This window comes from Arthrobacter sp. FW306-05-C (assembly GCF_021801725.1).
In the GTDB taxonomy this organism is placed as follows: domain Bacteria; phylum Actinomycetota; class Actinomycetes; order Actinomycetales; family Micrococcaceae; genus Arthrobacter.
Map to the genome: position 1 here is coordinate 2,926,285 of NZ_CP084556.1, position 25,999 is coordinate 2,952,283.

25 protein-coding genes and 1 riboswitch are annotated in these 25,999 nt (G+C 67.3%); of the genes, 12 read left to right on the forward strand and 13 right to left on the reverse strand.

Annotated elements, in window-relative coordinates; translation table 11 throughout:
* The 6 genes from hemC to hemE form a co-directional block, all read right to left on the reverse strand.
* Positions 1-999, reverse strand: coding sequence for a hydroxymethylbilane synthase (gene hemC, locus LFT44_RS13510; protein WP_236798960.1), 999 nt, complete (start codon positions 997-999; stop codon positions 1-3).
* Positions 996-2,237 (reverse strand): ferrochelatase, encoded by a 1,242-nt coding sequence (locus LFT44_RS13515; RefSeq protein WP_236798961.1) that lies wholly within the window; start codon positions 2,235-2,237, stop codon positions 996-998. Before LFT44_RS13515 ends, hemC begins: the two co-directional genes overlap by 4 nt.
* Positions 2,234-2,935: a hydrogen peroxide-dependent heme synthase gene (gene hemQ, locus LFT44_RS13520; protein ID WP_236798962.1), complete on the reverse strand. Its 702-nt coding sequence runs from the start codon at positions 2,933-2,935 to the stop codon at positions 2,234-2,236. Before hemQ ends, LFT44_RS13515 begins: the two co-directional genes overlap by 4 nt.
* A gap of 113 nt (positions 2,936-3,048) precedes the next feature.
* Positions 3,049-3,288 carry a hypothetical protein gene (locus LFT44_RS13525; protein ID WP_236798963.1) on the reverse strand — a complete coding sequence of 80 codons (240 nt, stop codon included), beginning with the start codon at positions 3,286-3,288 and terminating at the stop codon, positions 3,049-3,051.
* Between the two features lie 936 nt (positions 3,289-4,224).
* On the reverse strand, positions 4,225-5,730 hold the full coding sequence (hemG, locus tag LFT44_RS13530) for a protoporphyrinogen oxidase (RefSeq protein WP_236798964.1): 1,506 nt from the start codon (positions 5,728-5,730) through the stop codon (positions 4,225-4,227).
* Between the two features lie 4 nt (positions 5,731-5,734).
* A complete protein-coding gene (hemE, locus tag LFT44_RS13535; RefSeq protein ID WP_142133236.1) occupies positions 5,735-6,829 on the reverse strand; it encodes a uroporphyrinogen decarboxylase in 1,095 nt (364 codons plus the stop codon).
* A 158-nt stretch (positions 6,830-6,987) separates the two neighbouring features.
* Here hemE and LFT44_RS13540 point away from each other — a divergent pair, with 158 nt between their 5' ends.
* Complete coding sequence (locus LFT44_RS13540; protein WP_236798965.1) at positions 6,988-8,322, forward strand: glutamyl-tRNA reductase; 1,335 nt, start codon at positions 6,988-6,990, stop codon at positions 8,320-8,322.
* An 83-nt stretch (positions 8,323-8,405) separates the two neighbouring features.
* Here LFT44_RS13540 and moeB read toward each other — a convergent pair whose 3' ends face one another.
* Positions 8,406-9,605, reverse strand: coding sequence for a molybdopterin-synthase adenylyltransferase MoeB (moeB, locus tag LFT44_RS13545; protein WP_236798966.1), 1,200 nt, complete (start codon positions 9,603-9,605; stop codon positions 8,406-8,408).
* Positions 9,606-9,689: 84 nt separating this feature from the next.
* Between moeB and LFT44_RS13550 the strand changes: the two genes are divergently transcribed.
* The 3 genes from LFT44_RS13550 (at position 9,690) to LFT44_RS13560 (ending at position 10,967) form a co-directional block, all read left to right on the forward strand.
* Positions 9,690-10,355, forward strand: a complete 666-nt coding sequence (locus LFT44_RS13550) for a TetR/AcrR family transcriptional regulator (protein WP_236798967.1) — start codon at positions 9,690-9,692, stop codon at positions 10,353-10,355.
* Positions 10,356-10,416: 61 nt separating this feature from the next.
* Positions 10,417-10,641, forward strand: coding sequence for a DUF3107 domain-containing protein (locus tag LFT44_RS13555; RefSeq protein ID WP_142133232.1), 225 nt, complete (start codon positions 10,417-10,419; stop codon positions 10,639-10,641).
* A 23-nt stretch (positions 10,642-10,664) separates the two neighbouring features.
* The gene (locus LFT44_RS13560) at positions 10,665-10,967 is read left to right on the forward strand and encodes a hypothetical protein (RefSeq protein ID WP_236798968.1); all 303 of its coding nucleotides are present in this window, start codon (positions 10,665-10,667) and stop codon (positions 10,965-10,967) included.
* Between the two features lie 67 nt (positions 10,968-11,034).
* Here LFT44_RS13560 and LFT44_RS13565 read toward each other — a convergent pair whose 3' ends face one another.
* From LFT44_RS13565 to thiO, 3 genes are all read right to left on the reverse strand, one after another.
* On the reverse strand, positions 11,035-11,850 hold the full coding sequence (locus LFT44_RS13565) for a thiazole synthase (RefSeq protein ID WP_272910799.1): 816 nt from the start codon (positions 11,848-11,850) through the stop codon (positions 11,035-11,037).
* A gap of 4 nt (positions 11,851-11,854) precedes the next feature.
* Positions 11,855-12,091: a sulfur carrier protein ThiS gene (thiS, locus tag LFT44_RS13570; RefSeq protein WP_236798969.1), complete on the reverse strand. Its 237-nt coding sequence runs from the start codon at positions 12,089-12,091 to the stop codon at positions 11,855-11,857.
* A complete protein-coding gene (thiO, locus tag LFT44_RS13575) occupies positions 12,088-13,416 on the reverse strand; it encodes a glycine oxidase ThiO (protein ID WP_236798970.1) in 1,329 nt (442 codons plus the stop codon). Before thiO ends, thiS begins: the two co-directional genes overlap by 4 nt.
* Positions 13,410-13,528: riboswitch (TPP riboswitch) on the reverse strand. (Overlaps the previous gene by 7 nt.)
* A 27-nt stretch (positions 13,529-13,555) precedes the next feature.
* Between thiO and thiE the strand changes: the two genes are divergently transcribed.
* The 4 genes from thiE to LFT44_RS13595 all read left to right on the forward strand — a co-directional run bounded on the left by thiE (position 13,556) and on the right by LFT44_RS13595 (position 18,683).
* Positions 13,556-14,305 carry a thiamine phosphate synthase gene (gene thiE, locus LFT44_RS13580; protein ID WP_236798971.1) on the forward strand — a complete coding sequence of 250 codons (750 nt, stop codon included), beginning with the start codon at positions 13,556-13,558 and terminating at the stop codon, positions 14,303-14,305.
* A gap of 39 nt (positions 14,306-14,344) precedes the next feature.
* Positions 14,345-15,826 carry an RNB domain-containing ribonuclease gene (locus tag LFT44_RS13585; RefSeq protein ID WP_236798972.1) on the forward strand — a complete coding sequence of 494 codons (1,482 nt, stop codon included), beginning with the start codon at positions 14,345-14,347 and terminating at the stop codon, positions 15,824-15,826.
* 293 nt (positions 15,827-16,119) lie between these two features.
* Positions 16,120-17,802: a DEAD/DEAH box helicase gene (locus LFT44_RS13590; RefSeq protein ID WP_236798973.1), complete on the forward strand. Its 1,683-nt coding sequence runs from the start codon at positions 16,120-16,122 to the stop codon at positions 17,800-17,802.
* An 8-nt stretch (positions 17,803-17,810) separates the two neighbouring features.
* Complete coding sequence (locus LFT44_RS13595; RefSeq protein WP_236798974.1) at positions 17,811-18,683, forward strand: DNA-methyltransferase; 873 nt, start codon at positions 17,811-17,813, stop codon at positions 18,681-18,683.
* Positions 18,684-18,689: 6 nt separating this feature from the next.
* On the opposite strand, the gene LFT44_RS13600 is transcribed toward LFT44_RS13595, so the two are convergent.
* On the reverse strand, positions 18,690-19,538 hold the full coding sequence (locus LFT44_RS13600) for a PHP domain-containing protein (protein ID WP_236798975.1): 849 nt from the start codon (positions 19,536-19,538) through the stop codon (positions 18,690-18,692).
* A gap of 80 nt (positions 19,539-19,618) precedes the next feature.
* Between LFT44_RS13600 and LFT44_RS13605 the strand changes: the two genes are divergently transcribed.
* A complete protein-coding gene (locus tag LFT44_RS13605; protein WP_236798976.1) occupies positions 19,619-21,193 on the forward strand; it encodes an aminopeptidase P family protein in 1,575 nt (524 codons plus the stop codon).
* A gap of 97 nt (positions 21,194-21,290) precedes the next feature.
* On the opposite strand, the gene LFT44_RS13610 is transcribed toward LFT44_RS13605, so the two are convergent.
* Complete coding sequence (locus tag LFT44_RS13610; protein ID WP_236798977.1) at positions 21,291-22,256, reverse strand: general stress protein; 966 nt, start codon at positions 22,254-22,256, stop codon at positions 21,291-21,293.
* Between the two features lie 77 nt (positions 22,257-22,333).
* On the opposite strand from LFT44_RS13610, the gene LFT44_RS13615 reads away from it, so the two are divergent.
* The 3 genes from LFT44_RS13615 to LFT44_RS13625 are packed head-to-tail and all read left to right on the forward strand — an operon-like array spanning position 22,334 to position 25,509.
* Complete coding sequence (locus tag LFT44_RS13615; RefSeq protein ID WP_236798978.1) at positions 22,334-23,617, forward strand: magnesium transporter MgtE N-terminal domain-containing protein; 1,284 nt, start codon at positions 22,334-22,336, stop codon at positions 23,615-23,617.
* The gene (locus tag LFT44_RS13620; RefSeq protein WP_236798979.1) at positions 23,601-24,293 is read left to right on the forward strand and encodes a DUF1003 domain-containing protein; all 693 of its coding nucleotides are present in this window, start codon (positions 23,601-23,603) and stop codon (positions 24,291-24,293) included. Before LFT44_RS13615 ends, LFT44_RS13620 begins: the two co-directional genes overlap by 17 nt.
* Positions 24,294-24,351: 58 nt before the next feature.
* On the forward strand, positions 24,352-25,509 hold the full coding sequence (locus tag LFT44_RS13625) for an Mrp/NBP35 family ATP-binding protein (protein ID WP_236798980.1): 1,158 nt from the start codon (positions 24,352-24,354) through the stop codon (positions 25,507-25,509).
* Between the two features lie 60 nt (positions 25,510-25,569).
* Here the strand turns inward: LFT44_RS13625 and LFT44_RS13630 are convergent, their stop codons facing one another.
* Positions 25,570-25,974: a Sec-independent protein translocase TatB gene (locus LFT44_RS13630; RefSeq protein WP_236798981.1), complete on the reverse strand. Its 405-nt coding sequence runs from the start codon at positions 25,972-25,974 to the stop codon at positions 25,570-25,572.
* Positions 25,975-25,999: the final 25 nt, after the last annotated feature.

The following is a 25,999-nucleotide window of genomic DNA, read 5'->3' on the forward strand; positions in this document are numbered from 1 at the left end:
TCAGGACGCCTGCAGGTCTGCGATGTCGGCGGCTCCGGCGGCGAGGAGGGCTTCGGCCAGTTCGATTCCCAGCAGGGTGGCACCGACTTCTGTCAGCCCGTCCGTAGCGCGCCTGTCCCGCACCAGGTCCGTTCCGTCGACGGCGCACACCACGGCCTCCAGATGCAGCATGCTGCCCTTCCGGTAGGCGTAGGCGCCGACGGGGGCTGCACACCCTGCCTCGAGCCGGGCCAGCAGCGCGCGTTCGGCGGTGACGGCGAGGCGGGTGTCGGGGTCATCCAGCGCGGCCAGGGCCTGGGCCAGGACGGCCCGGGAGCCCTCGCTTGATCCCGGCTTTGGCGGGGCGTCGGCCGTGCGGCACTCGATGGCCAGGGATCCCTGGCCGGCGGCGGGCAGCATGACGTCGGTTTCGAGGTACTCAGTGACGGCGTCCAGCCTGCCGATCCGCTCCAGGCCGGCCGCGGCGAGGACCACAGCATCCAGGTCGCAGGACTTGCCGGGCACCACCTGGTCAGTGGAGTTGCCGGGCAACCCGGGAACACGGCCCAGGCGGGTATCGACATTGCCGCGGATATCCACGATGTCCAGGTCCGCACGGGCGGCGCGCAACTGGGCTGCGCGGCGGGGCGAACCTGTGCCGACGCGGGCACCGGCCGGCAGGTCTGCGAGCTTGAACCCGTCGCGGGCGCACAGGACGTCGCGGACATCCACCCGGCGCGGGGTGGCGGCGAGAGCCAACCCTACCGCTGCCCCGGTGGGCAGGTCCTTGAGCGAGTGAACGGCCACGTCGCACTCATCGCGCAGCAGCGCGTCGCGCAGGGCAGCAACAAACACGCCCGTGCCGCCCATCTGGGACAGCGACCCCGTGAGGACGTCACCGTCGGTGCGGACGTGCACCAGTTCCACCGGGAAACCTCCGACGGCGGCCAGCTGGTCTGCGGTCTGCTGGGTCTGGGTGAGCGCCAGCTTGCTGGCGCGGGTTCCGATCCGGACCGTCACAGCTGGGCCGTTTTCCCGGCTGCGTCGGCAGGGTACGGATCGTGGCCGGTGCCGACGGTGGTGTCTGCCCCTGCGATGGTGGGCTTTTCGCCGCGGAAGTTGGCGCAGCATCCCGGCCGGCAGACGTCGTACCAGGGGCCAAGGTCCGTGACGGCGGGCCGGTCGGCGATGTTGTTGGCAACGGTGCGTTCACAGATCAGGTCCACCAGGCCGTCGACGAATTTCCGGTGCGTCCCGGGCGTGGGGACGCGGGTGGCGGCCAGGCCCAGGTTGGCGCAGGTTTCCATCGCCTCGGTGTCCAGATCCCAGACAACTTCCATGTGGTCGCTGACGAAGCCGAGGGGAACAATGACGATGCCCTTGACGCCCTGACCGGCAAGCTCCTCGATGGCGTCGTTGATGTCCGGTTCGAGCCACGGCACGTGCGGGGCACCGGAACGTGACTGGTACACCAGGGACCACGGTGCGCTCTGCCCGGATTCGTCCTTGACCTTGTCCATGACGGCGCCTGCGTTGGCGAGGTGCTGGGCCACGTAGGCGGACCCTTCCTCGAACTCGCGCGGCTCCCCCTCGGACCGGCCCGCGGCCTCGGCGTCCCGGGTGGGGATGGAGTGGGTGGCGAACAGGACGTGGATCGGGGCGTCCGGCGTACCCGCTTCCGCGAGCTTGGCGCGGACGTCGGCCAGGCCGGCGGCGGTGCCTTCCACGAACGGCTCCACGAAGCCGGGGTGGTCGAAGTACTGGCGAACCTTGTCCACTTCCAGGCGGCCGTCCAGGCCAGTCTCCGTCAGCGCCATGCCGATGTCCTCGCGGTATTGGCGGCAGCTGGAGTAGCAGGAGTAGGCACTGGTGGTGAGCATCAGCACCCGGCGGTGGCCGGCGTCGTACGCTTCCTGCAGGGTTTCCGGGATGTAGGGCGCCCAGTTGCGGTTGCCCCACAGGACCGGCAGGTCGATGCCGCGGGCAGCGAGTTCGGCTTCCAGCGCTGCCTTGAGCTCGCGGTTCTGCTGGTTGATGGGGCTGACGCCGCCGTTGGCGCGGTAATGGTGCGAGACTTCCTCAAGCCGCTCGTCCGGAATCCCCCGGCCGCGGGTGACGTTGCGGAGGAAAGGAATGACGTCCTCCTGCCCTTCCGGACCGCCGAAGGAGGCGAGCAGGACGGCGTCGTAATTCTTGGGCGCCATGCGGCCGGCCTCGGTCACCGGGTTGACGGCGGTTGCCTGCTGCTCCGGGCTCATGCCAGCACCTCGGCAACCTCGTCGGCGGAGATCCGGCGTCCGGTGTAGAACGGGACTTCTTCACGGACGTGGTTGCGGGCCTCCGTGGCACGCAGGTGGCGCATCAGGTCCACCAGGTCCACCAACTCCGGCGCCTCCAGGCCCAGGATCCATTCCCAGTCACCCAGCGCGAAGGAAGACACGGTGTTGGAGATGACCTGCGGGAAGTCACGTCCCAGCAGGCCGTGGTCGCGGAGCATCTTGCCGCGCTCGGCCTCCGGCAGGATGTACCACTCATAGGAGCGCACGAACGGGTAGACACAGAGCCACTCGGCGGGAGCTACGCCCCGGGAGTAGGCGGGGGTGTGGTTCTTGGCGAACTCGGCCTCGCGGTGCACGCCCATGGCGGACCAGACAATCTCAGTGCCGGCAAAGAGGGTGCTGCGGCGGATGTCGCGGATGGCCTGCTGCAGCGCTTCCGGCTTGGAACCGTGGAGCCACACCATGACGTCGGCGTCGGCGCGCATGGCTGAGACGTCGTAGCTGCCCCGGTGCGTCACGCCGGCAGCGGCGAGCCGCTCCAGCAGTGCTTCAAAGTCGGCGGCGGCGTCGGCGCTGCGGACCACTGATTCCGACCGCTTGAAGACCGTCCAAAGGGTAAAGAACTGCTCGGCTGATTCTTCGGTTTTAGTGACAGATTCGGCAGAAGTGTGGCTCATGGTTACAAGTTTGCCCCCTCCCCGCCTCCAAGACGAAACCGAAGACTTCTACAGCACGTAGAAGTGAGCAAAGTCACATTTGGCAGTGCAGCAGGCAGTCTCCAGGAGGACTGCTAGAGGCGGCGCATGCGCAGGAATACCAGCCCTGCCGCGGCCCCCACGCCGACCAGTCCAGCCCCCAGCCACACCATGGCACCGGGCACGTCCGGCAGCGGTCCGGTGGATGAAACGGCCCGGCCCGGCTCCGCGGGCTCACCGGCAGCCTGCGGGGCACGGGTGGGCAGGGACTGGCGGGCGTTGATGGACAGGGCGGTGGGGAGATCAGTCGGCAGCACCGGAGCCGATGCGGTCACAGGATCCGAAGATGCTTGGCTCGCGTCGGCCGCGGTAGATCCCGCAATGCCGGAAGCGGCTGCCCCTGGCATTCCTGCCGCCCCCGCCGTACCAGTCCCGGATGCCTGTGCTCCGCCGGCGTGTGCTACAGCCAGTGGGTCGGTTCCCGATGCGCCCGATGGAGGAACCGGTGCTGGGGCCTGCGCGCCTGCTCCAACCGGGGCGCCCACAGCAGGGGCGGTGCCGGATGCAGGCGACCTGCCGGGTGCAGGGGCAGTGCCTGGCACGGAGGCCGCGGAAGGCCCGGCCTCAGTTGGCGATCCGGGCGAGGCCGGCACTGGAGAAGACGGTGCCGGAGAAGATGTGGCCGTAGGCGCGCTGGCCTGCCCGCCCGTAACCAGCGGCGTGCCTGAGACGATCGGGAGCGGAAGGTCGGGAAGTGGAAGTGCCGTCATGGAGGCGGCGGCTGTGGCCCGAGCCGTTGCCGTGGGTATGGCGGTGGACAGGGACACCGTCACGGCTGGACGCAACACCCCAGGCACTGCGGGGAGGGCGGGAGCCGTCGGACGCTGGGCGTCGGCGGCAGGCATCTTCCCATCCCCCTCTGAACCGCGCTGAACCGTCATGGCCTCCTGGTGTGGGGCGACACCCGCATCAGCAGTTGCCACCGGGGACGCCTGCACCGGCGGGTCCTGGGGAGTGGAAACTGCATCGTCAGCCAATGCTGCCTGGACGCCGGCGGAAAGAACCAGTACCGCTCCGACGGCCGCTGCTGCGGTGCCGCGTCGAAGTCCCCCATGGATACCGGTCCGGGACAGTGAAAGCTCGGACCTGTTTGAAACCATAGTCATCGACCCTAACCAGAATGGTGGGCCGTTTGAAAACCGGAAGGCCCACCGGGGTGTGCGCTGGACAGCTCCAGAATCCCGGGGTGGCCGGTTGACCAGCAGCGATGCTCAGGCGGCGGCCAGTTGGCCAATTTGCTCACGTGTGTCGGCGACCACGGCAGCCAGTCCGTTCCCGGCCACCCAGCCGCCAACGACGGCCAGCCCGCCGGCAGCCGTGCAGGCCTTGCGGATTTCCGCTGCCCGCGCGCGGTGGCCCACGGCCGCGAACGGCAGGGCTCCGCGCCAGCGGACCACGTCCCAGCCCTGCACGTCCTCCTCCGCGATCCGGACAGTGAGGAGCCCGGAGGCGTCACGGAGGGCAGCCGCAAAAAGCTCATCATCAGTTTCGGGGCCGCCCGGCTGCACCGTTGTTTCGGATGGCGATGCCGCTGCCGGGGCAGGTTCGCCGTCCATCCGGCCGTAGGAGAGGCGCACCACGTGCCTCCCCGGACCGGCGGCAGCAGCGAGCCAGTCCCATTTGCCGGTGGCATGCGTCAGGGCCTTAGCCTGGACCCCAGGCGTTTGCGGGGCCACCAGGATTCCGGTTCCACGCGGCCTTGCGTCCAGGTCCGGTTTATCCAGGACCAGCGTCACGAGCTTGACGTCCGGCCCGGAGGCGGGCTTTTTCCCTGCGATGGCAGGAACCGCACCTTCCAGGAGTTCGACGGCGGCGGGTCCGTCCACGGCCATGACCAGCAAGGCGGCGCTATAGGAAGTTCCGGGCGCTTCGACGCGCCAGCCGTCCCGGGTGCGGGCGACAGCCGTGGCGGCAGTGCCCGGCAGCAGCGTCACGCCCAGGCGCTGGAGATCCGATACCAGGGCATCCACCAGGGTGTGCATGCCGCCTTCGAGGCCGGCCACGGCGGAACCTGCCTTGGCCGGCTTACCAGGCTGCGGTGACTGTCCTTGCTGTGCCTGCTGGGCGGCCGGAGCACCGGCGCGGCGGCGTTGCGCCAACACCGCGGCAGCGAGCGAACCGTGTTTCCGCAGGCCTGCACGCAGGCCCGGAGCCACCATGTCGACGTCGAGCAGCCCGGGGTCGGCCGAGTGCACGCCGCCCACCACCGGCGAGACGAGCCGCTCCAGCACCCGCGAGCCCATCCGGGCCCGGACCAGGGCGGCCACGCTGGTAACACCCGCACCGGCGCCTACGGAGGCAGGCAGGAAGCGGTCCAGGGAGGCGCGCAACGAGCCAAGCATGCCCAGGGTGCGGCGAACCTCAGGATCCCAGGGGTTCGCCGGGATGCCCAGGACTCCTGTCCTGGGCAGTTCGCGGGGCCCGTCCGGAAGCTGCACCCACGCACCGCCTGGCCTTGGAGGAACGATCTTTTCGCCCAGGCCGAGCTCTACACAGAGCCGGGCAACGGCGTCGGACCTTGTGGCGAACGACTCGGCGCCGCTGTCCAGCGTGAGCCCGGCAACCGTGTGGCTGCCCACGCAGCCGCCCCACGCCGTCCCCGCTTCAAGGACGGTCACCTCATAACCGGCCGCGGCAAGTTCCCGGGCCGACAGGAGCCCGGAGATTCCGCCGCCCACCACCAGTGCCGGGCCGGGCGCCGCCGGAGAGCTGCCCATGGGTTTACTCCGGCGAGATGGAGTGGATGAGTTTCACGACCCGGGTCAGGACGTCGGGGTCCGTTTCCGGGGGAACCCCGTGGCCGAGGTTCAGGACGTGGCCAGGAGCTGCCGATCCCGCGGCTATGACCTCGCGGACGTGGGCCTCGAGGATTTCCCAGGGGGCCGACAGCAGCGCGGGGTCGATGTTTCCCTGCAGCGGGACGGTTCCGCCCAGGCGGCGGTTTGCCTCATCGAGCGGCAGCCGGTAGTCAACGCCCACGACGTCCACACCGACATCGCGCATTGCAACGAGGAGCTCGGAGGTGCCGGTGCCGAAGTGGATCAGCGGGGCGCCGAGGTGGCGGACATGGTCCAGGGCACGGGCCGACGCCGGCGCAACATATTTCGTGTAGTCGGCCAGTCCCAGCGAACCCGCCCAGGAGTCGAAGAGCTGGGCGGCCGAGGCACCTGCCTCGAGCTGGGCCTGGAGGAACATGCCGGAGGCGTCAGCAGCCCAGTTGGCGAGGGCGGCCCAGGTCTCGGGATCCGCATGCATCATGGTCCGGGGGCCAAGGTGGTCGCGGGACGGCTTTCCCTCCACCATGTAGGCAGCAAGGGTAAACGGTGCACCGGCAAAGCCGATGAGGGGCGTCTTGCCCAGTTCCGCCACCGTGAGCCGAACGGCTTCGCGGATAGGCTCCAGCGCTTCCCAGGTGAGCTGCGGCAGGGCGGCAACGTCGGCCGCTGTGCGCACGGGCTTCTCCAGGACGGGCCCCACCCCGGGAACGATGTCCACTCCGACGCCGGCCAGCTTCAGCGGGATCACGATGTCGGAGAAGAAGATACCGGCATCCACGTCATGGCGGCGCACGGGCTGGAGCGTGATCTCGGACGCCAGTTCAGGGCGGAGGCAGGAGTCCAGCATCGCGATGCCCTCGCGTACCTTCAGGTATTCCGGCAGCGACCGGCCAGCCTGGCGCATGAACCACACGGGACGGCGGGACGGCTTGCCCCCGCGGTACGCCGTGATCAGCGGGGAGTCGGCGGTGCGGCCGTCCATCAATGGATGGTCTGCGGCGAGGGCGCCGGCAGCTGAGACGGCGGGGCTAGGAGTCATGCTTTTGATTGTGCCCAAAAAGAGCAGCAAAAGATAACGACAACCTGTCGCTGTCCGGGCCCGCTTCGGCAAGGTGGCGCGAATCACTGCAGAGTGTGGCGACTATCCTTTCCGGAGGTTGTTCTACCGGACAACGAAAAAGCTATGATTGGTCTGCTGTGGTTCTTTTCTCATTGGTGGCTACACACGCCGACATCGATCTCGAAACCGTTGCTCAGTTGAGCAACGGTTCCTCCGGGATTGCCGCATCCGCGCTGACCGAATCCCCTGCCGTGGCCGGGGCGGTGGTCCTTGCCACCTGCAACCGCTACGAAATCTACGGCGAAGCCCCCAACCCCAACGACGTCGAAGCGGCCCGGGCGGCCCTCGTATCCCGGATCAGCGAGGCCAGCGGCCTGGCCGAACCCCTCGTTTCGCGGTCCTTCAGCACCCGTACCGGACCGGAAGTCACCCAGCACCTGTTCGCCGTCAGCGCGGGACTGGACTCCGCCGTCGTGGGTGAACGTGAAATCGCCGGCCAGGTGCGGCGGGCGCTGATCAACGCCCAGCACGACGGCACCGCCAGCGCCGGCCTGGTCCGGCTGTTCCAGGCGGCCTCGAAGACCGCCAAGGACGTGGGCGCGCAGACCGCCCTTGGTTCCCGCGGGCTTTCCATCGTCTCCGTGGCGCTGGACCTGGCCACCGATCTTTCCGAAAACCCCGACTGGTCCACCAAGAAGGTGGTGCTCTTCGGGACCGGCGCCTACGCCGGCGCCACCATGGCACTGCTGCGCGAGCGCGGCTGCACGGACATTTCCGTCTTCTCCTCATCCGGCCGGGCCGAAGGGTTCGTGGCCTCGCGCGGCGGCGTGGCCCTGGACGCGGACTCCCTGCGTCCCGCCGTGGCTGCTGCCGACGTCATGATCGGCTGCAGCGGCTCGGACACCCGCGTTGAGGCTGATGAACTGTCCCAGGTACGCGCCGACTCCGCGCAGCCCCTGATCGCCATCGACCTGGCCCTCACCCATGACTTCGACCCCGCCGTCGGCGAGCTGGAGGGCGTTGAACTGCTCACCCTTGAGTCGGTGCGGCTCGCGGCACCGCAGGAACAGGCAGAATCACTCGCCCAGGCCAGCGGCATCGTGAAAGGTGCGGCCAAGGCCTTTGAGCAGGAACGCGAGGCCCGCTCTGTCGACTCGGCCATCGTTGCCCTTCGGCGCCACACGATGAACGTGCTGGACGCGGAGATGGAAAAGGTCCGGGCCCGGCACGGCTGCACCGCCGCCGCCGAAGAAGTGGAGTTCGCCCTCCGCCGCATGGTCAAGCAGTTGCTGCACGTTCCCACGGTTCGCGCCCGCGAACTCGCCGCCAACGGCCAGCAGGACGACTACGTGGCTGCGCTGGAGGCGCTGTACGGCATCACGGTCGAACAGCCCGCCGCCTCCCCCACCGCTTCCGCTGCACTGGCCCAGGCCGAGTGCCCGGTGGACCACAAGGGCCGCGAAACCGCCTGAGGTCCCTTCAAGACCCAAGTTGCTCTATCAGATATGGCTCCCAAACCACCGGTTTGGGAGCCATATCTGATAGAGCATGCCGGTCAGTAGACGGGCTTTTCGGGTTCCACGTCGCGCACCCAGGCCAGGATCCCGCCGTCGAGATGGCTGACCCGCTGGTAGCCGGCCTGCCGTGCCGCCGCCAGCACGTTGGCGGACCGGGTCCCGGCCTTGCAGTGGAACACGATGTCTCGGTCCTGCGGAAGTTCGTCCCAGGCCTCACCGGCCAGGATGCGTCCCTGCGGGATGAGCCTGGCCCCATCGATCCGGACAATGTCGTACTCTCCCGATTCCCGGACGTCCACCAGCTCGAAGTCCTTGAGCCCGGCCTTCCGGGACGCCAGCATGGTGGCCAACTGGGTGGCAGTGACGGTGTGTTCGATATCGGCCTGCGCTGCCGGGGCAATGCCGCAGAACGCCTCGTAGTCCGTAAGTTCGGTGATGGGTTCCGCGGCGGGGTCCTTGGCCACGCGGATCTCGCGCCAGCTGCCGCCCAAGGCGTCGAACAGTGCCACGCGTCCAAGCAGGGAACGTCCGACGCCGGTAATCAGCTTTACGGCTTCGGTCACCATCAGCGATCCCACGGCAGCGCACAGCATGCCGAACACACCTCCCTCACCGCAGGAAGGGACGGAGCCCGCCGGCGGCGCCTCCGGATACAGGTCGCGGTACGTGGGGCCGTGCTTTTCCCAGAAGACGCTGACCTGGCCGTCGAATCGGAAGATGGAACCCCACACGTAGGGCTTGCCCAGGATGGCGGCGGCGTCATTGACCAGGTAGCGCGTGGCGAAGTTGTCGGCACCGTCGAGGATGAGGTCGTAGCCGCTGAACAGCCCTAGGGCGTTGGACGAGTCCAGGCGCACGTTGTGCAGCCGGACGTCCACCAGCGGGTTCAGCTCCGCAATGGTATCCCGCGCCGATTCGATTTTGGGCCGTCCGACGTCGCTCACACCATGGATCACCTGGCGCTGCAGGTTGCTCAGGTCCACCACGTCGTCGTCAATGATTCCAATGGTGCCCACACCCGCTGCGGCAAGGTACAGCAGTGCCGGGGCGCCCAGGCCGCCGGCGCCGATCACCAGCACCTTGGCGTTCTTGAGCCTCCGCTGCCCCAGGGCACCAATCTCGGGAATGATCAGGTGCCGGGAATACCGTTCCACCTCGTCAGGAGTCAGGTCCGCAGCCGGTTCCACCAGTGGATCGAGGGAAATAGTTGAAACATTTGCGGTGAAAGACGAAGCCATACTTCAATGTATGCCCCGGGATACCGCCAGGTCATATTACCCCGCAGTAAAGTGAAGGTAACTGCAATGGAAAGAAGGATAACTGTGGTCCCTGAAGCACGGGCCGACCGCCCGCCCGCAGCCGAACCGCAAACTCCCTCCCGCCCCGCAGGCCAACGGTCCGCCCGGCTGCCCCGGGATGAGCGCCGTGCCCAGCTCCTTGCTGCGGCCCAGGAAGTGTTCGTTGCCAACGGTTACCACGGCGCTGCCATGGACGAGATCGCGGAAACCGCCCATGTGAGCAAACCGGTGCTGTACCAGCACTTCCCTTCCAAGCGCGACCTGTACCTCGCCCTGCTGGAAAGCCACCTGGCGTCCCTGACCGAACTGATGCTGGGGGCACTGAACTCCACCACGGACAATGACGAACGCGTCCAGGCCGTCATGCGTGCGTACTTCCACTTCATCGCCAGCGACGACCAGGCCCACCGGCTGGTCTTCGAATCGGACCTGATCAACGACCCCGACGTCAGCTCCCGGCTGGAAACCTTCAACCGCACCTTCGCCGATGCCATTGCACGGGTCATCGCGGAAGACACCAAACTCCCCCATCTCGAGGCGGAACTGCTGGGCCGCGGTCTGGCCGGAATGGCGCAGGTCAGCGCCCGGTACTGGCTGGAAACCGACGGCAACCTGGACCTCGATGTGGCCAGCGACCTCATCTACCGTTTAGCTTGGCGCGGAATCTCTCGCTTCCCCAAAGAGTCCTAGACTACAAATAAGACAACACCTCGTAGAGAAGTACGAGAACTTCACAGGCTGGGAGGCCCCCTTGGAAATTAAGATCGGCGTTCAGAACGTTGGCCGCGAAATCGTACTGGAATCGACCCAGGATGCCGAGACGGTGGCCAAGGTTGTCGGCGAGGCCATCAGCGAAGGCAATGAGCTGCGCCTCAAGGATGACAAGGGACGCCTGATCATCGTTCCGGGGAATGCCCTGGCGTACGTGGAAATCGGGGCAGAAGAGGTCCGCCGCGTGGGCTTCGGCCAGTTCTAGCCTGCGCCTGAAAGGGAGCATCCATGCTTTCGTTGACCATCGTGGTGCTGGTTGCAGCCGCCGGCGGTGTCATTGTCTGGGCCAATGACAAGCGCCATGCCAAGTACGGCGCCGTGCTGCCGGCGGGGATCGCCGTGGCTGTCGCGGCGCTGGCATGGATCATCCTCATGGCGGCCGGCTTCGGCTATCTGCCCGGCTTGACCTGGCTCCCCTGGGTCCTGCCCATGGTCCTTGGCATTGCTGCCGCCATCGGTGCTGTGGTCTATTTGGGCCGCACCCGCACCCGCCACGACATGGAGCGGCTGACCGCCATCCTGCGGCGCTAAGGCATCCGTAAACGGCCTGTGGCCACCACCCATCCGGGTGGTGGCCACAGCTGTTTAAGGTCCGCGGTCAGAGGAACTCCGCCCGGCCCTCCATTGCCGACGAGGCGAGGGCATGCTCCCTGCGGGGGATGCGCCCGGCCGCCCGGGCCATCCTGCCGGCGATCACGGCGTGTTTGAACGCCTCGCCCATAAGGGCGGGGTTCTGCGCCCGCGTCACGGCAGTGGCCAGCAGTACGGCGTCACAGCCCAGCTCCATGGCAAGGGCGGCGTCCGACGCCGTACCGATGCCTGCATCCAGGACCACCGGAACCGACGCACGCGAAACGATGAGCTCGATGTTGTGCGGGTTCAGGATCCCCAGGCCGGTGCCGATAGGGGCGCCCAGGGGCATCACGGCGGCGGCGCCGAGGTTTTCGAGCCGCAGCGCAAGTACGGGGTCATCGTTGGTGTAGGCGAACACCTTGAAGCCTCGGTTCACCAGCTGCTCCGTGGCTTCCACGAGCTCCACGGCGTCCGGCAGGAGGGTCTGCTCGTCGGCGATGACCTCGAGCTTCACCCAGTCCGTTTCCAGGGCTTCCCGCGCGAGTTCCGCTGTGAGCACAGCATCCCTGGCGGTGAAGCAGCCGGCGGTGTTGGGCAGCACCCGGATCCCGTGGTCCACCAGCAGCTGGAACAGCGAGCCGGTTTCGGCGGGTGAGTAGCGCCGCATGGCCACGGTGGTCAGGGCGGTGCCGGAGGCCAGGAGTGCTGCGCCCAGGCCATCCAGGCTGGGCGCCCCGCCGGTGCCCATAATGAGGCGGGATTCCAGGGCGACGCCGTCAATCACCAGGGCGTCGCCGGCACCGGGGTTTCCGGCGGGGTTGATGGTGCTGGTTTCGGTCATGGCGTCAGCCTCCCTGTACTGCTGTAACGAGTTCGATGTCGTCGCCCTCGGCGAGCGCCGTGGCGAACCATTGGCTGCGCGGCACCACCTGGGCGTTATGGGCGACGGCGACGCCCAGCTTCCCGCCGTCCGTCGCCTGCCCGTTGTCAGCCAGCGGGCGTCCGGTGACCTGGCTGACGAGTGTGGTGATGGAGGCGCCGTCGGCCACCGTGTGCGGGTTTCCGTTGAGGGTGATGTTCACGCTGTTTCCTTGGTGTGGGTGCCATTGTCGTGGAGGCCGTGGGTGGCCGTTCCCAGGCCGGAGAACCGGCCCGGGCGGAAGGGGACCCAGCGGGGGTCGGCTTTTCCGTCGAGCAGATCCGTGCAGATCGCTGCTGCAGCGGGTGTGAGCAGGACGCCGTGCCGGAAAAAACCGGTGGCGATGATGAGCCCCGGAACGTAACCGGCTTCCGTTGCGGACCCTTCGCTTCTTAAGGCCAGGTCCACCGGCACCCTTCCCAGCAGCGGCGCATTGTCCGGGGTTCCCGGGCGGGCCCGGGCGGTGCACTCCAGAAGTTCGAGCTCGGCGACCGCGGGCACCAGCGCCTGGGCATCGCGCAGCAGCTGGTAGACGCCGCCGGCACTGACGGCGTCGGACAGGGCGTCCTCGCGCTGGGTGGCTCCGATCACCACGGTCCCGTCCCGGCGCGGAACGATGTACACCGGAACTCCGTGCACCAGTCCCCGCACCGTTGCGGTCACCAGGGGCTGGAGGTGGCCGGGCACCGCAAGCCGGAGGATGTCCCCGTGGACGGGACGCAGGGGCAGCTCGAGGCCATGGGGGAGGTCCGCGAGCGCCCCCGCCTGCAGCCCGTTGGCCACCACGGTTTCCGCTGCCAGGACGGTGCCGCCACCGGCGAGCCGAACCCCCGTAACGATGCCGTCCTCCCACAACAGCCCGCTTGCCCGCTCCGGCACTGCGTAACCGTCCACTGCCCCTGCCACGGCCAGGTGGTGCGTTTCGCGGACGCCGCCGGCCAGTGCCAGCCGCAGGGCCGCCACCAGCCGGCGGGGATCCACCTGGTGGTCCCCCGGGGTATCGAGGGCGCAGGCGATGGCGGGGCTGAGGAGGGGTTCGCGTTTGCGGGCCTCCCGGACGGTCAAGGGTTCCACGGACAGCCCGCTCGCCTGTTGAACTGTGCGCAGGTCCATCAGGGCGCGGCGGTCGGCGGCGTCGGCACCCACGGCGAGTGTCGGCGTCGTGAGGTATCCGGAATCCGTGCCCGATGCATCGGCGACGGCGGCCGCGAATGCCGGCCACCGTGACGATGCCTCCAGCATGAGTTCCAGGAGGTCCTCCTCCTGGTAGTGCAGTTCGCTCACGGGGGCCAGCATGCCGGCGGCAGCCCAGCTCGCGCCGGAACCTGGCGCGTCGTCAATGAGGACGACGGAGCGTCCGGAACGCTGCACTTCCCAGGCGATACCGTGTCCCACCACTCCCCCGCCAATGACGGCGACGTCGGCACGAAGGGTGGAGGGAATGGACGCATCAACGGACGAGGGCTGGGTGGTGCCGGGGGTACGCATCTGGGTTCCTTCCCTACGCCGGCATTAACCGGATCAGGTCAAGCGGTCGGCTCTGACGCCCTCTCAGCCCGGCGCTTTGTGACAGCTGCCGCGGGCTCCCGCAGTACCTCCCCAGTTTAGAGGAATTAGGCTTGCAGGCATGAATGCGACCACCCCTTCCCTTCCCGCAGGTTCCCACGCTCCGGCCGGCGGAGTTGCCAATGCCGAGGTTGTCAACGCCCGCGACAGCGAGGCCCTCAAGGCTGCCCGCCTGTATCTCTGCACCGATGCACGGCGGGACCGCGGCGATTTTGCGGAGTTCGTGGACGCGGCATTTGCCGGCGGCGTGGACATCATTCAGCTGCGCGACAAGACCATCGAGGCAGCCGAGGAACTGGACCTTTTGGCTGTGCTGAAGGAAGTGGCGGTGCGGCACGGCAAGCTGTGGGCGGTCAACGACCGCGCCGACATCGCTGTGCTTTCCGGGGCCCCGGTGTTCCATATCGGCCAGAAGGACCTGCCGCTGGCGGCCGCACGCACGCTGGTCGACGGCAACGCCGCCATCGGACTCTCCAGCCATACACCCGAACAGGTGGATGCCGCCCTTGCCGCAACTGCCGCACCGTCCGGGCTGGACTACTTCTGCGTGGGCCCCGTCTGGGCTACGCCCACCAAACCCGGCAGGGCCGCCGTCGGTCCCGAACTGGTCAAGTACGCGGCCGAGGCGTCACGGCAGGCTGCGGACCCGGTGCCCTGGTTTGCCATCGGCGGCATCGACCACGGCAACGTCCGCCATGTGGCGGAGGCGGGTGCGCGCAGGATCGTGGTGGTCCGGGCCATCACCGAAGCCCCTGATCCCGCCGCCGCTGCTGCCTCCCTCCTCGACGCGCTGGACGCTGCCGGTTCCTGAGCCTGCTTAATCGCGGAACTTGGGGCTACGCTGAATTTTGTGTCACATCATCGGCTGGCTCCCAACGTCCACGACCATAAGAACGCCTTGGAAGAGGCGTTGGGCCTGCTGCGGACGGAGCTTGAGCTTCCGGGTCCTTATCCCGCCGAAGCCGTGGAAGACGCCCTGGCTGCCGTTGCGGCGCTGCAGCTGCCGTCCTACGACCTGACCGCCGTCGAGTTTGTCACCATCGACCCGGCGTCCACCACGGACCTGGACCAGGCAGTGTTCATTGAATTGGACGGGGATGGCTACCGCGTGATGTACGCGATCGCCGATGTTCCAGCCTTCGTTGCGCCGGGAGGCCCCCTGGACGCGGAGACGCGGCGGCGCGGACAGACGTTCTACGCTCCTGACGGCCGGATCCCGCTTCACCCGGAGATCATCAGCGAAGGGGCCGGGAGCCTGCTGCCCGGCCAGGAGTGTTCGGCCTTCGTCTGGGATTTCACGCTCGACGGCGAAGCAACCGTACTGACGGTCAGCGTCCGTCGCGCGCGGGTCCGCAGCCGCGACAAGCTCAGCTACCGGGGCGCCCAGGCAGCCCTCGACGCCGGGACCGCCCCGCCCGTGCTCCAGCTGCTCCGTGAGGTGGGCCTGAAGCGGGTGGCACTGGAACGGGCGCGTGAAGGTGCAAGCCTGAACATGCCTGAGCAGGAGATTGTCCAGCTGCCCGACGGCGGCTACCGGATTGACGCTGTTCCACAGCTTCCGGTGGAGGACTGGAACGCGCAGATTTCGCTGATGACCGGGATGGCGGCGGCGCAGCTCATGCTGGAGGGCAAGGTGGGCATCCTGCGCACCATGCCGGCCCCGGACGAACGGTCCCTGAAGCATTTTCGCCTGCAGACCGAGGTGCTGGGCAGGCCATGGGACGGCGAAGTCAGCTATGGCGAGTATCTGCGGTCCCTGGACCCCACCGATCCGCGGCAGCTGGCCATCATGCATTCGGCAGGCATGCTGTTCCGCGGAGCCTCCTACACCGCCTTCGACGGGACCGTCCCCGAGGATGGGATCCAGTCCGCCATCGGCGCTGCCTATGCCCACACCACCGCGCCGCTGCGCCGGTTAGTGGACCGCTTCGTGCTGGTCATCTGCGAGGCCCTGAGCAACGGCGGCGATGTTCCCGGCTGGGCGCGGGAGGCCCTGCCGCTGCTGCCGGGCATCATGGCAGGCTCGGACCAACTGGCGTCACGGATGGAACGCCTGGCCCTGGATACCGTGGAGGCGGCCCTGCTGCTGAACCACATCGGGCAGGAGTTCGACGCGATCGTGATCTCCGGGTCCAAGCCGCAGAACGGGAACAGTAACGGCAACGGGAAAAACGGCAAGTACGGCAACGGCAGCTCCGGGATCATCCAGATTGCCGAACCCGCAGTGACGGCGCGCTGCGCCGGCGAGCTGGAGTCCGGCACCAAGGTCCGGGTCCGGCTGGTGTCCTCAGACATCACCACGCGGGAGATCCACTTCGAACTCGTCTCCTAAAGGGCCGGCGGAACGCCCCGGGCGGGAGGAAACCGTGTTTCCACGCCCATGCGGCTAGACTTGAAGGGTAGAACTGGATGCCCGGTCGTTGATTTCCTCGATTTGAAACCAACAAGCCCGCCCCTACGCGATCTTGAGATTTACCCGTTGGTCACCAGTGCCAGCATTTAGATAGCCCGCGATCGGCTTCCACTGGAATCGCTTGCGCGCCTGAGCGTGCTCCGGAGCGGCCAGCTTTGGCCGGCCCGTTGAGCAGGCAGCGCCATTGCCCAAATGAATAAGGAAACTCCCCTGTGAGTGAATTGCATACCCACCAGCTCCTCAGCGATGAGTCCGGCACGGAAACTATCGAGCCGGAAGAAACCATCATCTCCGACGAGACGCCCCACGAGATCGCGGAGAAGTCCTTTGCCGACTACAACGTGCGCGCGGACATCGTTGAGTCCCTGGCGGACGCCGGGATTACCCACCCGTTCCCCATCCAGGCCATGACCCTGCCGGTGGCTCTTGCCGGCCATGACATCATCGGCCAGGCCAAGACCGGCACCGGCAAGACCCTCGGCTTCGGTATTCCCGCACTGCAACGGGTCATCGGCCAGGACGACCCCGGGTACGCCAAGCTCGCCGTTCCCGGAGCCCCGCAGGCCCTCGTGATCGTCCCCACCCGTGAGCTCGCCGTGCAGGTGGCCAGCGACCTGCAGACGGCATCCCGCAAACGCAACGCCAGGATCACCACCATCTATGGTGGCCGCGCCTACGAGCCCCAGGTTGAGGCGCTCAAGCAGGGTGTCGAGGTAGTGGTGGGCACCCCCGGGCGCCTGATCGACCTGTACAAGCAGAAGCACCTGAGCCTGAAGAATGTGAAGCTCGTGGTCCTCGACGAGGCCGACGAAATGCTGGACCTCGGCTTCCTGCCGGACGTTGAGACCCTCATCGCCGGCACCCCTGCGGTCCGCCAGACGCTCCTGTTCTCGGCTACCATGCCCGGCCCGGTCATTGCCATGGCGCGCCGCTACATGACCCAGCCCACCCATATCCGCGCAGCGGATCCCGAGGACGAGGGCCTGACCAAGCGGGACATCCGCCAGCTCATTTACCGTGCCCACAGCATGGACAAGACCGAGGTGGTGGCCCGCATCCTGCAGGCCCGCGGCCGCGGACGGACCATCATCTTCACCAAGACCAAGCGCACCGCCGCCAAAGTGGCCGAGGAACTGGTGGACCGCGGCTTCGCGGCCGCCGCCATCCACGGAGACCTGGGCCAGGGCGCCCGCGAACAGGCTCTGCGCGCGTTCCGCAACAACAAGGTGGACGTCCTGGTGGCCACGGACGTGGCTGCCCGCGGCATCGACGTTGACGACGTGACCCACGTGATCAACTACCAGTGCGTGGAAGACGAGAAGATCTACCTGCACCGGGTGGGCCGCACCGGACGCGCCGGCAACAAGGGCACCGCCGTCACATTCGTTGACTGGGACGACATGCCGCGCTGGGCGCTGATCAACAAGGCCCTGGGCCTGAGCGTTCCGGAGCCCGTGGAAACCTACTCATCCTCGCCGCACCTGTACACGGATCTTGACATCCCCGAGGGCACCAAGGGCCGCCTGCCGCGCGACAAGCGCACCCTGGCCGGCGTCGATGCCGAGGTGCTTGAGGACCTGGGCGAAACCGGCAAGAAGAACAGCCGCGGCGGCCGTGACGCAGGCCGCTCACGCGACCGGGACGGCCGTGGACGGGAAAGCCGAAGCGGCAACCGCGAAGGTGCCCGCAGCAGTGACTCCGCTGGCCGCTCAGGTGAGCGCCGCCGTCGTACGCCGGACTCTGCAGCAGCTCCTGCCGCCGAAGCTGCAGCACCCGCAGCGGACGCCGAAAAGCCGAACCGCGCCCGCCGCAGCCGGACCCGCACCCGCCGACGCAACGGCGAAGTGGTGGCCGGCGCCGACAAGGGCACGCAGCCTGGCAACTCCGAGGGCTAACTGCCCCGATGACTGACACTGTTTGGGCGCCGGACGGCGGCAGCCTGGTGGTGCACGCGGACAACGCGGAGTACCTCCCCACGCTGCCGGACGGCGCCTTCACACTGATTTACGTGGACCCGCCCTTCAACACGGGCAGGCCGCAGCAGCGCCAGCAAACCCGGATGGTGGTCAACGCTGACGGCGGCGGGGACCGGGTGGGTTTCAAGGGCCGCTCCTACGACACCATCAAGGGCGCCCTGCACCGCTACGACGACGCGTTCAGCGACTACTGGTCCTTCCTGGAACCCAGGCTCGTGGAGGCCTGGCGGCTCCTGGCCGACGACGGAACCCTGTACCTGCACCTGGACTACCGCGAGGTGCACTACGCCAAGGTCATGCTGGACGCCATCTTTGGCCGGGAATGCTTCCTGAACGAGATCATCTGGGCCTACGACTACGGCGCGCGTGCGAAAAACCGGTGGCCCACCAAGCACGACAACATCCTGGTGTACGTCAAGAACCCGGCCAAGTACCACTTCAACAGCGCCGAGGTGGACCGTGAACCCTACATGGCGCCCGGCCTGGTGACCCCTGCCAAACGGGAGTTGGGAAAGCTGCCCACCGACGTCTGGTGGCACACGATTGTCTCCCCCACCGGCAAGGAAAAGACCGGCTACCCCACGCAGAAGCCGGAGGGCTTGGTCCGCAGGGTGGTCGCCGCATCGTCCCGCCCCGGGGACTGGTGCCTGGACTTCTTCGCCGGCTCCGGCACCCTGGGGGCAGTGGCCGCGAAGCTGGGCCGGAAGTTCGTGTGCGTGGACCAGAACCAGCCGGCCATCGACATCATGGCCAAGCGGCTCGGTGCGCACGCCACCCTGGTAACCCGCCAGCCCAGCTAGGTAACGTCAGGGGCGGACGACGGCAGTTCCCGTGCCGAGTTCCTCGATCCGCGCCAGCATGCCGGCGGCAGTGAGGTTCTCCCCGAGCAGGTTGGGTTTGCCGGTTCCGTGGTAGTCGGAGGAACCGGTGACCAGCAGGTCATGCTTCGCCGCGAGCCTGCGGAGGAAGTCCCGGCCCTCTTCCGGATTGTCCCGGTGATCGATCTCCAGGCCTGCCAGGCCGGCGTCGATCATCTCGCGGTACGTGCGCTCCCCCACGATCCTCCCCCGGGCAGAAGCCACGGGGTGGGCGAACACCGGCACGCCGCCGGCGGCACGGACAAGTTCGACGGCGGTGGCAGGGTCTGGAGCGTAGTGCGGGATGAAGTACCGCGAGCGGGAGGTCAGAATGGAGGCGAAAGCCTCCGAACGGTCCTCCACCACCCCTGCGGCGACGAGGGCATCCGCGATATGCGGACGGCCAAGGGTGGCACCGGGCGCGACATGGTGGATCACGTCGTCCCAGGTAAGCGGGTAATCCTCCGCCAGGATGGTCACCATCCGCTCAGCCCGGGTCTGCCGGGAATCCTTGGCTTTGGTGATCTCTTCCAGGAGGCCGGGATGGGTGGGATCGTGCAGGTAGCTCAAAAGGTGGACGCTGATGCCCTCCTCGGTCCGGCACGACACCTCCATGCCAGGAACCAGGGCCACGCCGTACCTTGCAGCGGCCGCGGAAGCCTCCGCCCAACCTGCCGTCGAATCATGGTCGGTCAGCGCCACCACGTCCAATCCCGCGCGGGCAGCAGAGGCCATGACATCGGCAGGGGTCTCGGTGCCATCGGAGACGTTGGAGTGGGCATGCAGGTCAATCCTCACTTATCCAGCGTAGTGGACCGGGGACTAGAGACCGGGGAGGCCTGTTCGCTTAGCCGCGAAGCTGGTGAGACGATGGTGCCGTGAACGATGCCGAAAACACCCAAAACTCTGCTTCCCAGCCGTTGGAAGAGCGCGTCAACAACCGCTCCCAGCGGCCCAGTTCCAACGCGTTCAAGGCCTTCATGGCCAGCAACTGGGCACCTTCCAGCCAGGAGCTTCCGCAACTGGACGCCGTCGCCCCCTATGCCGCAAACCGGCGCAAGGCGATCTCCTCCCTGTTCAAGGGCGAACGCCTGGTCATCCCCGCGGGGCCGTTGAAGGTGCGGTCGAATGACTGCGACTACCGTTTCCGCCCGCACTCCGGCTTCGCACACCTCACCGGGCTCGGGCTGGACCACGAGCCCGACGCTGTCCTGATCCTGGAACCGGTCAAGGAGGGAACGGGCGACGACGGCGGGAACCACCGCGCCACGCTTTATTTCCGGCCACTGGCCGGCCGGGACACGGAACAGTTCTACGCGGATTCCCGCTCCGGCGAATTCTGGATTGGTGCGCGCCCCACCCTCGAAGAGTTCGAGGCCCGCCTGGGGCTGGCCACCGCGCACATCGACCAACTGGAAACAGCCGTCACCAAGGACGTGGGCGCCCCGGAAATCGGCGGCATCTCCATCCGCTTGGTCCGCAAAGTCGACGAGAACATCGACGCCCTGGTGGACACCGCACGGTACAACACTGCCAGGGACCCCGAGAACCTGGACCTGGGCGTCCTGGATGCCCTGGACGAGAAGCTCAGCGAGGCCCTCTCCGAACTGCGCCTGCTCAAGGACGAGTGGGAAATCGAGCAGATGAAGATCGCGGTGTCCGCCACCGTGGAAGGCTTTGAAGAGGTTGTTAAGGCTTTGCCGCGCGCCCTCACCCACGCCCGCGGCGAGCGCGTGGTGGAGGGAGCGTTCTTTGCCCGGGCCCGCGAGGTGGGGAACGAACTCGGCTACGACACCATCGCGGCGTCCGGCAACAACGCCACCGTGCTGCACTGGACCCGCAACACCGGCCGCATCCATGCCGGCGAACTCCTGCTCCTGGACGCGGGCGTCGAGGCCGACTCCCTCTACACCGCAGACATCACCCGGACACTTCCGGCCAGCGGCTCCTTCAGCGACATCCAGCGCAAGGTGTACCAAGCGGTCCTGGATGCCGCCGACGCCGGTTTCGCCGCTGCCCAGCCGGGAACCAAGTTCCGGGACATCCATACTGCCGCCACCACGGTCCTGGCCGAGCGTTTGGCCGAGTGGGGAATCCTGCCCGTCACTGTGGAGGAAGCGATCAGCCCCGAAGGCCAGCAGCACCGGCGCTGGATGCCGCACGGCACCAGCCACCACCTTGGACTGGACGTGCATGACTGCGCGCAGGCCAAGCGGGAGCTCTACCTCGACGGCGTCCTCACCGAAGGCATGGTGTTCACCATTGAGCCGGGCCTGTACTTCAAGAAGGAAGACCTGGCGATCCCGGAGGAGTACCGCGGCATCGGCATCCGGATCGAGGACGACATCCTGATGACTGCCGATGGCCCGGTAAACCTCAGCGCCGCCCTGCCACGCAATGCGGAGGACGTGGAGGACTGGATGGCCGGCATCTACCGGACCGAAGAAGCCTGACGCGGCAGAAATTACAAAGAGGCGGGACCGCCGGATTCTTTCCGGCGGTCCCGCTTTTTGTATGCCCTGCTGTCAGGCCCTGTAAATCTGTTGGCTGTTACTGCCGGTTTTCGCCCTGGTGCTGGTCGCCGTCGGACACGTGACGTTCTTCCGCACGATGTTCTCCACCGTGCTGTTCCGCACCATGTTCCGGGCTCTGACCCGGACTTTGCTGCCCGGCATCTGCGGCAGGTCCCTGCGGGAGCCGGACACCGTACTGCGGGCGTCCGTCCGGCAGGTCCGGATAGCGGGCCGAACGGACGGGCTGCTGCTGCTGACCGCCCCCATACTGCTGGCCGCCGTCGTGCGGGTGAGCCTGTCCGTCCTGGGCCGATGAGCCGTGCTCTGATCCCTCGCGGGACGGGGACGTATCGTTGACCGCGCCTTGCCGCTGGCCGTAGGGATCGTTCCAACCGGCCGGACGCGCAGGCCCCTGCTGCTGCGGATGCTGCTGCTGATAGGGCTGGTTGTAGTAGTCGTTCTGCGTGTAGGGGCCATGGGCCGAGGCAGCGTCGGAACGGGACATCGGCAGCTGCTGCAGCAGGCGCCGGGCCTCATGGGCTGCTTCGGGGGCCACGATGACGTCGTAGCTAGTTGCCACCACCTGGCTGGTGGACGTGAAGTCACGCTTGCCGCGCTGCATGGCGTAGGTGACGATGCCGAAGAGCATGAAGAAGGCGGCACCCATCAGCACCGACGTCATGATCGAAAAGTATCCGGGGGAAGGCGCGAAAAACGACAGCATGACTCCCACGAACAGGCCAAACCACATGCCGCTCAGTGCCCCCGAAAGCGCCACCCGGGGGTAGCTCAGCCGCCCCGTCACCCGCTCCACCATCTTCAACTCATTGCCGACGATGGAGACCATCTGGACCGGGAACTGCTGGTCTGCCAGGTAGTCCACCGCTTTTTGGGCGTCGAGGTAGGAGGTGTAGGAGCCAACGGTGTCACCGGTGGGAACGGCCCGGGCATCGTCCGGTCCGCTCGGGGCGCCGGCCTTGGGTGCACCAAATAAGTTCGACATAGTCCCATTCTTGCCCATCAAGGTGGGTACTGCCTGTAAATTCAGCTAAAAGAGAGCAGACTCGGTAGCCTGTAGTGGTGAGCACAACACCTACACGCGTCTTCGTGGCGCGCCTTCTGGGCCTCGATGTCTTCGACCCGCTGGGCGACCGGCTGGGCCGGCTGCGCGATGTTGTTGTGCTGTCCCGGGGAACCCAGGGCGCCCCGCACGTGGTGGGCATCGTGGTGGAAGTTCCGGGCAAGAAGCGCGTCTTCGTGCCCATGACCCGCATCACCTCGATCGACCAGACCCAGGTCATCTGCACCGGCCTGGTCAACCTGCGCCGGTTTGAGCAGCGCGGCGCGGAAACCCTGGTGGTGGCCGAGATGTTCGACCGGCGCGTCACCCTCCGTGACGGCAGCGGCGACGCCACCATCGAAGACATCGCCATTGACCAGCACAGGTCCCGTGACTGGTTCGTGAGCAAGCTCTTCGTCCGGCGCGGACACTCGCTGTCACCCCTGAGCCGGCTGCGCCGCAACGAGACCCTGATCATCGACTGGGCGGATGCCCAGCAGGGCCAGAAGACCGAGCCGCAGGCCGCCACCCAGTTCGTGGCCAACCACGAGGACCTCAAACCCGCCGACTTCGCCGAGGCGCTCCAAGAGATGAGCGACAAGCGCCGCTTCGAGGTGGCCAGCGAACTGCAGGACGAACGCCTGGCGGACGTCCTCCAGGAACTCCCGGAGGACGACCAGGTGGAGATCCTCTCCGCCCTGGATGTCCAGCGCGCAGCCGACGTCCTGGAGGAGATGGACCCGGACGACGCCGCCGACCTCCTCGGTGAGCTCCCCTCCGCGCAGGCCGAGGAACTACTCCAGCTGATGGAGCCCGAAGGCGCCGAGGACGTGCGCCGCCTGCTCGAATACGACGAGGACACGGCCGGTGGCCTCATGACCCCCGTGCCGGTCATCCTCCCCCCGGAAGCCACCGTGGCCGAAGCCCTGGCCCACGTCCGGCGCGAGGAGCTCTCCCCGGCACTGGCGTCGTCGATCTTCATTGCCCGGCCGCCGCTGGAAACGCCCACGGGCCGCTTCCTGGGCGTGGTGCACATCCAGCAGCTGCTGCGCTTCCCGCCGTTCGAGGCACTGGGAAACCTGGTGGACAAGAACCTCGAGCCGTTGTCCGACCAAGCGCACATCAGCGAAGTGGCGCGGACCCTGGCTACCTATAACTTGAACTCCCTCCCGGTGATCAATGACGCCGGCCGGCTTGTGGGGGCGGTGACTGTTGATGACGTATTGGATCATTTGTTGCCCGACGACTGGCGCGCCCATGATGGCGAAGCCCCGATAAGAAGGCTCGGTGGCCGCATTGGCTGATATCAGTGCTCCGAAGAACCCCAACCAGCGGAACCTGGCCAAAGCGGAATCAAAAGGCAGCCTCGACACACCCCTGAGCGGCAGGCAGCGGATCCTGCCCACGTTCCGCCCGGACCCCGATGCATTCGGGCACGCCACCGAGGCCTTTGCCCGCTTCATGGGTACGCCCCAGTTCCTGGTCTACATGACGGTGTTCTGCATCTTCTGGCTCGGCTGGAACACGTGGGCTCCCGTGGAATGGCAGTTCGACTCGCGGGACCTTGGTTTCACCCTGCTGACCCTGATGCTGTCACTGCAGGCCTCCTACGCCGCACCCCTGCTGCTGCTGGCGCAGAACCGGCAGGATGACCGCGACCGCGTCTCGCTGCAGCAGGACCGCCAGCGTGCCGAGCGCAACCTGTCCGACACCGAGTACCTCACCCGGGAGCTTGCCTCCCTTCGGATCGCCCTGCGCGAAGTGGCCACCCGCGACTACGTCCGCGCCGAACTGCGCTCCCTCCTTGAGGACCTGCTCGAAGCCCAGGAGGAGCTGCGCACCCACGACGACACCGGCCCGGGTTCCCACGAACCACCGCGGGACAAGGTCAAGGACAAACTGCGCGAACAACGGGACCGGCAGCGCAGCCCGCGTACCCAGCAGATCCCCCGGGTCAAACCCGGCCACTCTGCCCAATGACCGCCAGGCCGTCCACTGACCGGCGGTCCGCAACCGCATGAAAGCCGAGGCTCCTCCCATGAGCGCCCCCATCGATCCCGCAACAGCAGGCAAGTCCCCGCTGCACCCCGCCGTCAACGAGGCCCTGGCCACGGTCATCGACCCTGAACTGCGCCGCCCCATCACTGAGCTGGGCATGGTGGATTCCGTCCAGGTGTCCGACGACGGCAAGGTCACCGTAGCGGTCCTGCTCACCATCGCCGGCTGCCCGCTGCGGGACACCATTACCGCCGATTCCCAAAAGGCCCTTTTCGCTGTTCCGGGCGTCACCGCCGTAGACGTCGAACTGAAGGTGATGGACCAGGCGCAGCGCGACGCGCTCAAGGAGAAGCTGCGCGGCGCGGGCGGGCAGCGCAGCATCCCGTTCAATGAACCCGGCTCGCTCACCAGGGTCTACGCCGTGGCCAGCGGCAAGGGCGGAGTGGGCAAGTCCTCCGTCACCGTCAACCTGGCCAGCGCCCTGGCCGCCCAAGGCCTCCGCGTGGGCATCGTGGACGCGGATGTGTACGGCTTCTCCGTCCCCGCGCTGATGGGGATCACGCAGAAACCCACCCAAGTGGACGATATGATCCTTCCCCCGGTTGCGTACGGGGTGAAGGTGATCTCCATCGGCATGTTCGTCAGCGGCAATAAGCCGGTCGCCTGGCGCGGACCCATGCTGCACCGGGCCCTGGAACAGTTCCTCACCGACGTCTACTTCGGCGATCTGGATGCCCTGTTCCTGGACCTTCCGCCGGGCACGGGTGACATTGCCATCTCCGTTGCGCAGCTGCTGCCCAAGGCCGAGATCCTGGTGGTCACCACACCCCAGGCCGCGGCAGCGGACGTCGCAGAACGGGCCGGTGCCATTGCCACACAGACCGGCCAGAAAATCGCAGGCGTCATTGAGAACATGTCCTACCTGGAGATGCCCGACGGCGGCCGGATGGAGCTGTTCGGAAGCGGTGGCGGGGCAGTCCTCACCGAACGCCTCAGCGCCACGGTAGGGGCGGACGTTCCGTTGCTGGGCCAGATTCCCCTGGACATCCAGTTGCGGGAAGGCGGGGACTCGGGGGTGCCGATCGTCCTGGGCCAGCCGGGCTCGGCGGGCGCGATGGCGCTGGCGGCAATCGCAGGGCAGTTGGCGGCCAAACCCCGTGGGCTGGCCGGGATGAAACTGGGGCTGCAGCCCCGGTAATCAGTAAGCCCCGTTGACCACTAATTGCCGCCGGGCGGTGAGCCCCGTGGGGCGGCAGGCCTAGGTGGCTTCGGTGTCGAACGGCGCTGTCTCGCCCGGCGCCAGCCGCTCCACGACCCTTTCGGGCCGCGCAGGAGCCGACTCCGCGGCTGCCGCCGCGCCGGAAACTGCAGCGACGGCGGCCGGGGCGTTGGCGCTCACCGGCTTGGTGTCGTCGTCGAGGAGTGCTTCCTTGATGATGCGTCGGGGATCGTACTGGCGCGGATCGTACTTCTTCCAGTCGACATCGTCGATGTCGATGCCCACTTCTTCCTTGATCTGCTCGCGGGCACCGTTGGCCATGCGGCGGACTTCCTTGACCAGGTTCGCCAGCTTCTGGGTATATTCGGGCAGCCGCTGGGGGCCGATCACCAGTACGCCAATGATCAGCAGAAGAATGAACTCCGGGCCGTTGATTCCAAACACTTTAGGAAGATTACCCTTTCCGGGC

What these genes read in the sequence shown, in the direction of transcription:
- LFT44_RS13610 (WP_236798977.1), bottom strand. Translation starts at nt 22,256, where the DNA reads ATGTCGAACTTATTTGGTGCACCCAAGGCCGGCGCCCCGAGCGGACCG.
- hemG (WP_236798964.1), bottom strand. Translation starts at nt 5,730, where the DNA reads ATGGGCAGCTCTCCGGCGGCGCCCGGCCCGGCACTGGTGGTGGGCGGC.
- thiE (WP_236798971.1), top strand. Translation starts at nt 13,556, where the DNA reads ATGAATGCGACCACCCCTTCCCTTCCCGCAGGTTCCCACGCTCCGGCC.
- hemE (WP_142133236.1), bottom strand. Translation starts at nt 6,829, where the DNA reads ATGACTCCTAGCCCCGCCGTCTCAGCTGCCGGCGCCCTCGCCGCAGAC.
- thiO (WP_236798970.1), bottom strand. Translation starts at nt 13,416, where the DNA reads ATGCGTACCCCCGGCACCACCCAGCCCTCGTCCGTTGATGCGTCCATT.
- moeB (WP_236798966.1), bottom strand. Translation starts at nt 9,605, where the DNA reads ATGGCTTCGTCTTTCACCGCAAATGTTTCAACTATTTCCCTCGATCCA.
- LFT44_RS13515 (WP_236798961.1), bottom strand. Translation starts at nt 2,237, where the DNA reads ATGAGCCCGGAGCAGCAGGCAACCGCCGTCAACCCGGTGACCGAGGCC.
- LFT44_RS13595 (WP_236798974.1), top strand. Translation starts at nt 17,811, where the DNA reads ATGACTGACACTGTTTGGGCGCCGGACGGCGGCAGCCTGGTGGTGCAC.
- LFT44_RS13560 (WP_236798968.1), top strand. Translation starts at nt 10,665, where the DNA reads ATGCTTTCGTTGACCATCGTGGTGCTGGTTGCAGCCGCCGGCGGTGTC.
- hemQ (WP_236798962.1), bottom strand. Translation starts at nt 2,935, where the DNA reads ATGAGCCACACTTCTGCCGAATCTGTCACTAAAACCGAAGAATCAGCC.
- LFT44_RS13565 (WP_272910799.1), bottom strand. Translation starts at nt 11,850, where the DNA reads ATGACCGAAACCAGCACCATCAACCCCGCCGGAAACCCCGGTGCCGGC.
- LFT44_RS13625 (WP_236798980.1), top strand. Translation starts at nt 24,352, where the DNA reads ATGAGCGCCCCCATCGATCCCGCAACAGCAGGCAAGTCCCCGCTGCAC.